We start from the raw sequence: 10,793 nt of genomic DNA, 5'->3' as shown, positions 1-10,793 counted from the left end.
TCCAGATTTCGAACGAATTCCGCCGTTGACCTCCTGTCCGGTCAGGCCACCAGCCCCAATGGCTTCTCTACCAGTTCTTTGAACACCTTCATCAATTCGGCGCCGTCCGCTCCGTCGATGGCGCGGTGGTCGAAGGAGCCGGTTGCACTCATGACCGTCGCAATCGCGAGGGCGTCGTCGACGATATAGGGGCGTTTTTCACCTGCACCTATGGCCAGGATCATGCCCTGTGGCGGGTTGATGACGGCTTCGAATTGCTTGATACCCATCATGCCCATGTTGGAGATAGACGCGGTGCCGCCCTGATATTCATGGGGCTGCAGCTTGCCTTCCTTCGCACGACCGGCCAGTTCGCTGATCTCGGTCGAGATGACCGACAGGGTCTTGCTATCCGCGCCCTTTACGATCGGTGTGATCAGACCTGTCGGCACCGACACAGCGACGCTGATGTCGGCGCGGCTATATTGCAGCATGGTGTCACCGGCGAAGCTGACATTGCACTTGGGCACCTGGATCAGCGACAGGGCCAGTGCCTTGACCAGCATGTCGTTCACCGACAGCTTCACGCCCCGGCTTTCAAGGCTGGCGTTCAGTTCGGCACGCAATTTGAGCAAGGCATCCAGCCGGACATCCACGGTGAGGTAGATATGCGGCACTTGCTGCTTGCTCTCGGTCAGGCGGCGCGCGATTGTCTTGCGCATATTGCTGAGCTTGACGACCTCGTGCGGAATATCGGTCTCGATCGCGGCCACTGGCGCGGGCTTGGGTGCAGGAGCAGCCTGAGGCGCGGAAGCGGCTTGGGGCGCAGCAGAGGCGCCGCCTATCGCCGCTTCGACATCCTGCTTGACGATACGGCCATTGGGGCCGCTGCCCGAAATCTGGGACAAATCAACACCGCGTTCGGCGGCAATACGGCGGGCGAGCGGGCTGGCCTTGATGCGTTCGTCAGCCGATGCTGTAGCAGGGGTAGGTGCAGGCGCCGAAGCAACCGGCGCGGCTGCTGGTGGCGGCGGCGGTGGCGCGGCGGCTTCGGCCTTGGGCGCTGCAGGAGCGGCTTTGGAAGCAGAAGCGCTGTCGTCATCTTCGCCGGCAATCACGGCAATCACGGTGCCTACCTTTACGCCATCGGTGCCCTCGGCAACCAGAAGCTTGGTGATAACCCCTTCATCCACCGCTTCAAATTCCATCGTGGCCTTGTCCGTCTCGATCTCGGCGAGCAAATCTCCGGACGAAACACTATCCCCTTCCTTCACCAGCCATTTTGCAAGTGTGCCCTCCTCCATGGTCGGCGACAAAGCGGGCATTTTAAGTTCGATGGGCATCCTAAAGGCCTTTTCTGGGTCAAGATTTCACTTCACCGAATAGCCAAGCATTCCCCAGCGTCAAGCGCGATAAGGTTGCCAAGGCTGCAAATATCGCGCAGGCTATACGAATTCATAGTGGTTGGACTGTAACGGGCCAGCCAGGGGGTACAGATGCGGACATATCTGGTAGTTATCGACGAGACGGAAGAAGCCAGGCTGGCCTTACGTTTCGCCTCGCGCCGTGCGGCGAAGACCGGCGGGGCAGTGCATATATTGGCGCTGGTGGAACAGGCGGACTTCGTAGCCTGGGGCGGTGTACAGGCGACCATGGAAGAGGAAGCGCGCGTACGGGCCGAAGAACTGGTGACGGCCGCTGCTGGTTCGATCTTCGAGGAGATGGGGGTGCGCCCTGCCATCACGGTCAAATCCGGCGATGCGATCGAAGTTGTCAAAGCCATGTTGGCAGAGCAACCCGAAATCGCAGCACTGGTCCTCGGCGCCGCGGCGCAGGGCGCGCCCGGACCGCTCATCGCGCACTTTACCGGCATAAATGCGGGGACATTGCCCTGCCCGGTCATGGTCATTCCCGGTTCACTGACCGACGATGCACTTGACGAATTGAGCTGATCGCACAGTATTTAGCGGCGCTTACCCTGATGCCGGATGTTTTTCGGACGGCCACGTTTACCGACCTCATATTTGCCGGCCTTGTGCTTTTGCTTATGCTTCGGACGGTCCGGCGCGTAGGTCGCGCCATCGGGAAGCTCAAATCGCAAAGACCCCGATACGGGGTTGGCCTCTGCCAACCTCAATTCGAGCCGCATGCCGGGCCGGAATTCCTGCCGCGTTTTTTCCCCGATCAGGGTCTGGCTGGCCTCATCATAGTGGAAATAATCCTTGCCCAGAGTTGAGACCGGGACCAAGCCATCGCCACCAACGCCTTCAACCGTTGCAAAAAAGCCGAAATTCTGGACGCCTGTGATGCGGGCCTGCACGATTTCACCGACATGCGCCGCAAGATAGGCCGCGATGTAACGGTCGGTCGTCTCCCGCTCCGCCTCCATGGCGCGTCGTTCCGTCCGGCTGATGGCCTCTGCCGTTGCGGCAAGCTTTGCAACCGCCGATTCAGTGAGGCCGGTCAGAGGCTCAACATCTTTTAGCTTCGGCTTGGGCATTTCAAGGCCATAGGCACTGACCAGCGCGCGATGGACGACGAGATCGGCATAGCGGCGAATGGGTGACGTAAAATGGGCGTAACTGCCCAGAGAAAGGCCAAAATGGCCTACATTGGTCGGTCCATAATAGGCCTGGGTCTGGCTGCGGAGCACAGCTTCCATGATTTGCGGGCGGATTTCCTCATCGATAACTTTGGCAAGGATCGCGTTGAACGTCTCGGGCTTGATCACCTGTCCGAGCGCGAAATCAATGTCGAAAGTCTGCAAATATTCCTTGAGCGCCACCAGCTTTTCGCGGCTTGGCGGCTCATGTGCGCGGTATATCAGCGGTGACTTCTTTGCTTCCAGAGCTTTCGCTGCGGCGACATTGGCAGCAATCATGAAATCCTCAACCAACCGGTGGGCCTCCAGCTGCTCCCTCTCGGCAACGCCGGTAACGCGCCCCTGCTCATCAAGCGTGATCCGCTTTTCCGGCAGGTTGAGTTCCAGAGGTGCCCGCTTATTCCTCGCCCTCGCCAGTAATCGCCAGCAAGCCCAGAGCGGCTTTAACGCTGTCTCCAGCAAGGGATTTTCCATCTTCCCGTCAATGGCGGCCTGCGCATCCGGATAGGGAATATTGGCGGAAATCCGCGCTACAGCGCGGGTAAAACGCCATGACGTCACTTGTCCGGTCTTGCTGATGACCAGATGACAGGCAATCACCGCGCGGTCTTCCCCTGCGCGTAGTGAGCATTTATCAGACGACAAGGCGTGGGGAAGCATCGGGACGACAAGGTCGGGGAAGTAAACGCTGTTGCCGCGTTTGATGGCTTCGCGGTCGAGCGCACTTCCGGGCCGTACATAATAGCTGACATCGGCGATGGCGACGATCGCATCAAAACCACCCGTCTCGGCATTGGGGGCTGCCCAAATGGCATCATCAAAATCACGGGCGTCACGTGGATCTATGGCGATGATCGGCAAATGCCGCAAATCTTCGCGATGGTCGGCCGTAACCGGCAAGCGGCTAACCAGCGTGGCCTCCTTTTCCGCATTTTCAGGCATTTCGAAAGGGATGCCATATTTGTGGATCGCTATCAGGCTGAAGCTTTTCGGCGCGAAAGGATCGCCCAGCACCTGTGTGACCCGCGCCGATTTACGTTGTGCATTGCCCGTCAGCTCCGCAAGGACCAGATCCCCTGCTTTTGCTTCACCAACATCACCAATAGCCGTGTCGAAACGGGCTTTTTTATCAACGGATTTCAACCAGAAACGACCATTTTCGCCGCCTTCGACAACGCCCAAAATCTGCTCGCTTCCCTTTGCGAGTTTTTTCATAACATGCGCCGTCCAGCCGTTGCCGCGTTCTTCCGTGCGGGCTAATATACGGTCTCCGATCCCGAGTGCTCCCCGCTTGCCCTTGGCTTCTACAACACAGATTTTGGGAATTGGGATGCCTTCGGCCTCCCATCTTTCGGGGACGGCAACAGGTTGGTTGCCATCAATGTCGACAATTTTGAGGACCGTAACCTTGGGAACACCGCCCATCTTATGAAATGCCCGCCCCGGGGCCATATCCAGCAGCCCCTCATCGGTCATATCCTTAAGCAGCGCCTTGAGCGCTATCTTCTCATTCCCCCGCAACCCGAATTCACGCGCAATCTCCCGCTTTCCGGCGGGCTCGTTGGACGATTGGATAAAGGCCATGATCTGGTCGCGGGTTGGAAGACCCAATGTGTGTTTCTTAGTCAAGTTGCTTCTGCAATATTACGTTCGCCAAAGCGATTTTCGCCTGAACTGCCCGATCGCAGCAAAAGAAAAGTGACGAATCCCACGGTTGCTAAGTAAACCAGATTATTGACAAACCCCAGAGCGAAAAGACCCATCTGCGGCCGAGCGGTAGTTTGAACCTGATGAAAAACCAAAGACATCAGCCAAAAGCCTCCGAATAAAAAGGGTAAAGGAAGCAGAATCCACAACCCAGTTCTATTCGCATCATGCAATCGACGAACGGCTGCTGCGGCAAGCAGAGCTATTGAAACTAGTGCAATACCCGCAATACATGCCATCAAATATTTGAAATCGGGCCCTATTCCCTGCACGTTTCCGTCAATGTGATAGGAAATACCGCTTGGGCTGGATGTAATCGTGACTTTATCGGGATGTGCATCAGCATATTGCTGAACTTCAACAAAGGTGCGCGACATTTCTGCTGCCATGACGACACCCCAGAGTCCAAGTGCCAGGAGAAAAACGAAAATCGCATATACCCAGAAATCAGTACGGCTACTTCGGCCTTTGAACTGAAGAACGCCAGCTAAACCTTTTACGACCGCTGACCCCACTTTGTTCATTAATAAGTCCGCCCGATCAGTATCCGTTCGACCGCAGGCTCGCCGGTAAAGAAGCAGCTTCCCTCTACCGGTGCAGCGTCGAGAGGGCTGTTGCGCATGGTCAGTTTCAGGGCCTTCAACTGTTCCACAATCTTGTCGAGTGCGGGTCCGCTAGGCCGTGCCCATTGAACTTCGACCCATCCGGCAAAACCGGCTTCATCGCCCGCAAAATGCGTTGCAAGGTCGGTTACGTCGCGGCGGATATTTGCCTCCATGCGCGTTTTCGCCTCTGCATATAGCGTTGCCTGAATATCCTCGATCATGGCAGCGGCGGCGCTCACAAATTCTGCGCGCGGGGTAAAGGCGGTGGCAAGCTTTCCATCGTCTTTGTACAGTCGGTCCCGTCGCAAAACCGCAGCTTTACCTTCGGAAACATCGCGAGGACCGACCTCGACTATAACCGGTGCGCCCTTTTTCACCCAGGACCAGCGCTTGTTTGAAGCCTTCGTCGCTTTCGTGTCCAGCAACACGCGCAGCGGTTCGCCAAATGCCGAAAGCGCCAGCAATTCTGCGCGAAGTGTCCGGCAATATTCCAGAACAGCTTCATCATCGTCATTATCGCGCAGCATCGGGATGATGATAATCTGATGAGGCGCGATTTGGGGCGGGCAGCGCAGACCATCATCGTCACCATGGGTCATGATGACCCCGCCGATTAGCCGCGTCGAGACACCCCAGCTGGTTGTATGCGCATATTGCTGGCCACCTTCCTTGTCCTGGTATCGGATGCCGGAGGATTCTGCGAAGCCGGTACCCAAATAATGCGAGGTTCCTGCCTGCAAAGCTTTTCCATCCTGCATCATGGCTTCGATAGAATATGTTGCCACGGCCCCTGGGAAACGTTCATTCTCAGGCTTTTCGCCGGCGACAACCGGCATGGCCAGCGGACCTTCGGCAAAGGCGCGGTACATTTCGAGCGCGCGCATCGTTTCCTTCAGCGCATCTTCCCGGTCGACATGGGCCGTGTGCCCTTCCTGCCAGAGAAATTCGCTCGTTCGCAAAAACATCCGGGTACGCATTTCCCAGCGAACGACATTTGCCCACTGGTTGACCATCAACGGCAGATCGCGCCAGCTCTGGACCCATCGGCTCATGGCGGCGCCAATCACGGTTTCCGAGGTCGGACGGACGACCAAAGGCTCTTCCAGCTTCGATTCAGGGTCGGGGATCAGCTTTCCCTTGCCGTCCCCTACAAGCCGATGATGCGTAACGACCGCCATTTCCTTGGCAAAACCATCGACGTGGTCGGCTTCCTTTTCAAAAAAGGACAGCGGAATGAATAAGGGGAAATAGCAGTTGTCGACACCAGCAGCCTTGATTTCCGCATCCATCAATTTCTGGATGCGTTCCCAAATACCGTAACCCCATGGACGAATGACCATGCAACCCCGGACACCCGATTCCTCTGCTAGATCGCCTTCGGAGATAACTTCCTGGTACCAGCCCGCAAAATTCTGGGCCCGGGTTACGTTTAATGCATGTTTTATCAAGTTCTTATCCGCGATATTTATTATGAATTGTAAATTTATTCGGCCGACAATTTGTCAATTTTTGCCTGCAAGGCGGCCATCTGTTTCTTCAGATCGTCAATGCTCTCGGCTTTTTCGGGCTTTTTGCCCGTCAAATTGGGCATCAATGCCTCCCTTGCGGAGCGCATGAATTCGATATTCTGTTTGGCAATATGGCCGAAGGGACCGGACGTAATGGCCGTTTCGATGACTTCCTGAACCTGCTTCTGGTTTTTCCGGAAGTTTTCCATGGAGCTTTCGAGAAACTGGGGCACCATTCCCTGCATCGAATCTCCGTACATTGCTATAAGTTGCCGCAGGAAACCGACAGGCAGCATCTGCTGGCCGCTGCTTTCCTCTTCCATGATGATCTGGGTCAGGACGCCATGTGTAATATCTTCATTGGTCTTGGCATCCAAAACCTTGAAATCAATTTCTTTCCGCGTGAGATCGGCCAGGAAATCCAGCGTAATATATTTGGACGACTGCGTGTTATAAAGCCGCCGGTTGGCATATTTTTTAATGATGATCGGGCCATCACCATTTTTACTGGCTGCGCGTGCCATGAACTGTTTTCCTTTCGGGATAGTCCACCGCCTCGTAGCACTAGTTTATCGTGCACTGCAACATTTCGCACAAAGGGGTCGCGAATCACTTTGGCGTTTTTGCCCGAGAAATGGGCTAGGATAAGCCTGTTCGACATCCCATTGCTGTGTTGTTTACCAATCACTGCCGTCGAATGCAGAGAAAATCGACAAGTTGAGTGTTGTGCAATTAATGGAATTTATGCGTCATCTTTACGGGTTTGTTCGTAATTATATTTCAAGTAAAAGTTTTACTTCGCCTCATAATTGCGTTCTCTGGTCGGTGGCATCATGGTGACATTGTTGCAATGCGGCAACAAATCACCAAAAACGAAAAATATACTCCCTTGCCTCTTGCGCATCGAAAAGACGTGCGCTTAACCGGCGCATTAATTCTAAATGAACAAACTAGCTGGGGAGCTATATATATGAAGAAGTCACGCCTGATGATTGCGGGTTCGGCAATCAGCCTTGCGCTGTTCGCGGCTATGCCGTCGTTCGCGCAGGATTCGCAAAGCGAGGAAGCTGCGGCAGAAGAAAGTGACGACGAGGCAGAGGAAGAAGGCCCGTCGCAACCTATTCTGGTTACCGGTTCGCGCATTGCGCGTCCTACCCTGCAGTCCGCTGTTCCGCTGACTTCGGTTACCGTTGAAGACCTGACCGGCACCGGCGAAGTTTCGCTGGGTGACGCGCTCAACGATCTTCCTTCGCTGCGTTCGACCTTCAGCTCGGGTAACTCGAGCCGTTTCATCGGCACCGCCGGTTTGAGCCTTCTCGACCTTCGCGGTCTGGGTACCGACCGTACGCTGGTTCTCGTTAACGGTCGTCGTCACGTAACGTCGACCCCGGGCGACAATGGCTTCGACGTCAACACGATCCCGACCGACCTGGTTGACCGTATCGACATCGTTACCGGTGGTAACTCGGCTATTTACGGTTCGGACGCTGTGGCCGGTGTTGTGAACTTCATCATGAAGCGCGACTATGACGGTATTGTTGCTCGTGCACAGGGCGGCATTTCGTCGCGCGGTGACCGTGGCACCTATTTCGCCAGCATCCTCGCCGGTGAAAACTTTGCCGATGGCCGTGGTAACGTCGCCGTATCGGCAGAATATACCCGTCAACAGCCGCTTTACTTCCGCGATCGTGACGGTTTGACCGGCGCAGCAAGCGGCCGTTGCCAGTTCCAGTTGACCGACGCACAAGGTGCAGCGGGCGGCGAAGTAGGCTTCAGCGCAACCGACGGTATTCCCGACAACTCGTTCCTGTGCGGTATCCGCAACGCAACCATTTCCGATGGAGGCACAGTCGGAAGCCTTACGGGCGGACGTTTTCTGCGCTTCGATGATGCAGGCAACCTGTTTATTGATACGCCAACCCAAAACTTTGCTAGCGTAGGCTCCGGCAACCAGCAGGGCGGTTTTGGCTCAACCCTGCGTAACACAGGCAGTTTGCTGGCTGCTGTAGACCGTTATGCGTTTAATGTTCTGGCGCATTATGACGTTTCGGACGCATTTAAGCCATTCATTGAGGCGAAATATGTCCGTACAGACGTGTCGGGTGAAGGTCAGCCGAGTTTCTTTACCAGCGTCCCCGGTACGCTAGGTGGTAACGCACTTCGTTGCAGCAACCCGTTCTTGTCTGCCCAGAACCGCAATTTGCTGGTTAATGGCGATACGAGCCTAACAAGCGCCGGCACAGCTTGTGCTCAAAAAGTATTCAACGCGGCAGGGCAGCCTATTGCGTTTGTACTAGATGCATCGGGCAATCGTGTTTTTAATCCGAATGCCGTTTTGCCATTGGCCCGCTTCAACATTGATTTGGGTGGTCGTCGCTTCGAAGGTACACGTGAAACCTACCGCGTCGTTGGCGGCGTTGAAGGCAATTTCAACGAAGATTGGAAATATGAACTGGCCATCAATTATGGTCGGTTCAAGGCCAAGGGTTTCAACACAAACAACTTGGTATTGTTTACACAGGACGGCAGTGATTTTGATGGATTTAACCAAGCGGTTCAAGCTGTTCTGGCTCCAGCATCTTTCACGGGCACCAACTTCGTTTTGAATAGCGCTGGTCAGCGCGTTATCTGTGCCATGAACGCAGTAACAAATGTTAACCCGGCTTGCGTTCCCATCAACGTGTTCGGTCAGGGTAACGCTGATCCCCGCGCCCTGGACTTCATCAACACCGAAGGCCGGACCGACGAATTTGCGAGCCAGTTTGTCGCATCGGCGTTCGTCGGCGGTGACTTGTCGCAGATCTTCGAACTGCCCGGTGGTCCCGTTGCATTCGCAATCGGCGCTGAATACCGTAAGGAAAAGGCTTCGGTCGATTATGACGATCTGACGTCAAGCGGCGCGACCTTCCTGAACGCGCTTCAGGATTTCCGTCCGCCTGCACTGACCGTCAAGGAAGTCTACGGCGAACTTCAGATCCCTCTGCTTAAGGATATGCCTTTCGCGAAGGAACTGTCGGTAAATCTCGCTGGCCGCATTTCGGACTACAACACCGCAACCGGCACCGTTTACGCCTACAACATCCAGGGCGTTTACGCACCGATCGAAGACGTCCGTTTCCGTGCAGCCTATGCAACTTCGGTACGCGCACCGACACAGGGCGACCTGTTCTCGACCGCGTCGGAAAACTTCGCATTCATTGGTGATCCTTGCGATTTACCTGCTCCTGGCAGTATAGCAGCCACAAACTGCGCCGCGGCTGGTATCCCAACTACGGCTAATGCGGCATTGGTTGCAGCATGCGCAAGCACAGCCTTCCCTGTCGCTCTGGGCGCACCGTTCATCAACTGCACGGCGCGTACTGCATCGACCGGCTTCCTCTCGGGCGGTAACCCCACTCTGGTCGAAGAACGCGGCAAGAGCTTGACGCTGGGCGTTGTGATTGAGCCGAGCTTCGTGCCTGGCCTCAGCCTGACGGTCGACTACTACCGCATCAAGGTGGAAGACCTGATTGCAGCCTTGGGCGCGCAGCAGATCATCAACCTCTGCTACACCAACGTTACGGGGATCAACAACCCGTTCTGCGCAACCGTACAACGTGATCCGGCCACTGGCCTTTTCGTTGAACCAGCGGTAATTTCTGGTGGCGTAAACTTTGCCGCACAGAAGACCAAGGGTATCGACTTCGACCTCGCTTATCGGAAGACCTTCGACAATGGTGATCGTCTGGCCGCACGCTTGATAGCCACCAAGGTATTGTCGCTGAACAACTTCACCGACCCGACCAACCCGGCGAACCCGAACCGTCAATTGAGCGAACTGGGTGATCCTGAGTGGTCGGCAAGCTTCTCGTTGAGCTACGATTTCGGCGACTTCGACATCCTGTATGCCGCGCGCTACATTGGCAAGCAGACCATCGGAACATTTGAAGCTCAAAACAACTACTATGGGCAGTGTCCTCTTGCCGTCGGTCCTTTTCGTGGACAGACTGGTATCAACGGCGGAACATGCGATCCGGTTTTAGGCAACATCGTGTTGTTGGCACCACAGAACGCAGACCAGTTCCCGCAGATCTACTATCCTGACGTGCTGTACCACGACATCCGTCTGGGCTTCGATGTTGGTAATGACTTCCGCTTCTACGCAGGCGTCAACAACCTCCTCGACAAGCAGCCGCCGCTCGGTCTGCTCGGAACCGCCGGTGGCGATCCGTTCGACAGCTTCGGCCGTAACTTCTTCTTCGGTCTGGAAGCAAACTTCTAAGCGAAGCAAAACTGCTAACGGAAAGGGCGCCTCTCGGGGCGCCCTTTTTGATTCCGGCACCGTCGTCTGACGGGTGGTTCAGGAAATAATTGTTTTTAGTGCAGTTTATATCTTGCGCTTTGCCTGACTAT

General features: G+C 55.5%; 7 protein-coding genes. 2 read left to right on the top strand and 5 right to left on the bottom strand.

Annotated features, from left to right (window positions below; all coding sequences use genetic code 11):
- Positions 1-41: 41 nt before the first annotated feature.
- Positions 42-1,322 (bottom strand): pyruvate dehydrogenase complex dihydrolipoamide acetyltransferase, encoded by a 1,281-nt coding sequence (locus FOM92_RS04545; protein WP_143775577.1) that lies wholly within the window; start codon positions 1,320-1,322, stop codon positions 42-44.
- Between the two features lie 153 nt (positions 1,323-1,475).
- On the opposite strand from FOM92_RS04545, the gene FOM92_RS04540 reads away from it, so the two are divergent.
- Complete coding sequence (locus FOM92_RS04540) at positions 1,476-1,931, top strand: universal stress protein (protein WP_143775576.1); 456 nt, start codon at positions 1,476-1,478, stop codon at positions 1,929-1,931.
- 11 nt (positions 1,932-1,942) lie between these two features.
- On the opposite strand, the gene rnr is transcribed toward FOM92_RS04540, so the two are convergent.
- The 4 genes from rnr to phaR are packed head-to-tail and all read right to left on the bottom strand — an operon-like array spanning position 1,943 to position 6,925.
- Complete coding sequence (gene rnr, locus FOM92_RS04535) at positions 1,943-4,210, bottom strand: ribonuclease R (RefSeq protein ID WP_281285556.1); 2,268 nt, start codon at positions 4,208-4,210, stop codon at positions 1,943-1,945.
- A complete protein-coding gene (locus FOM92_RS04530) occupies positions 4,207-4,812 on the bottom strand; it encodes a DUF805 domain-containing protein (RefSeq protein ID WP_143775575.1) in 606 nt (201 codons plus the stop codon). Before FOM92_RS04530 ends, rnr begins: the two co-directional genes overlap by 4 nt.
- Complete coding sequence (gene proS / locus FOM92_RS04525) at positions 4,812-6,341, bottom strand: proline--tRNA ligase (RefSeq protein ID WP_143775574.1); 1,530 nt, start codon at positions 6,339-6,341, stop codon at positions 4,812-4,814. Before proS ends, FOM92_RS04530 begins: the two co-directional genes overlap by 1 nt.
- Positions 6,342-6,376: 35 nt before the next feature.
- Positions 6,377-6,925 carry a polyhydroxyalkanoate synthesis repressor PhaR gene (gene phaR, locus FOM92_RS04520; protein ID WP_143775573.1) on the bottom strand — a complete coding sequence of 183 codons (549 nt, stop codon included), beginning with the start codon at positions 6,923-6,925 and terminating at the stop codon, positions 6,377-6,379.
- A gap of 446 nt (positions 6,926-7,371) precedes the next feature.
- On the opposite strand from phaR, the gene FOM92_RS04515 reads away from it, so the two are divergent.
- A complete protein-coding gene (locus FOM92_RS04515) occupies positions 7,372-10,662 on the top strand; it encodes a TonB-dependent receptor domain-containing protein (RefSeq protein ID WP_170226788.1) in 3,291 nt (1,096 codons plus the stop codon).
- Positions 10,663-10,793: the final 131 nt, after the last annotated feature.

Source organism: Sphingorhabdus contaminans, assembly GCF_007280415.1.
GTDB classification, from domain to species: domain Bacteria; phylum Pseudomonadota; class Alphaproteobacteria; order Sphingomonadales; family Sphingomonadaceae; genus Sphingorhabdus_B; species Sphingorhabdus_B contaminans.
This window is presented reverse-complemented; position numbering and strand designations above follow the sequence as displayed.

Bases quoted from the DNA above. Each gene is read 5' to 3' on its own strand.
- FOM92_RS04545 (WP_143775577.1), bottom strand. From the start codon at position 1,322: ATGCCCATCGAACTTAAAATGCCCGCTTTGTCGCCGACCATGGAGGAG.
- FOM92_RS04540 (WP_143775576.1), top strand. From the start codon at position 1,476: ATGCGGACATATCTGGTAGTTATCGACGAGACGGAAGAAGCCAGGCTG.
- FOM92_RS04530 (WP_143775575.1), bottom strand. From the start codon at position 4,812: ATGAACAAAGTGGGGTCAGCGGTCGTAAAAGGTTTAGCTGGCGTTCTT.
- phaR (WP_143775573.1), bottom strand. From the start codon at position 6,925: ATGGCACGCGCAGCCAGTAAAAATGGTGATGGCCCGATCATCATTAAA.
- FOM92_RS04515 (WP_170226788.1), top strand. From the start codon at position 7,372: ATGAAGAAGTCACGCCTGATGATTGCGGGTTCGGCAATCAGCCTTGCG.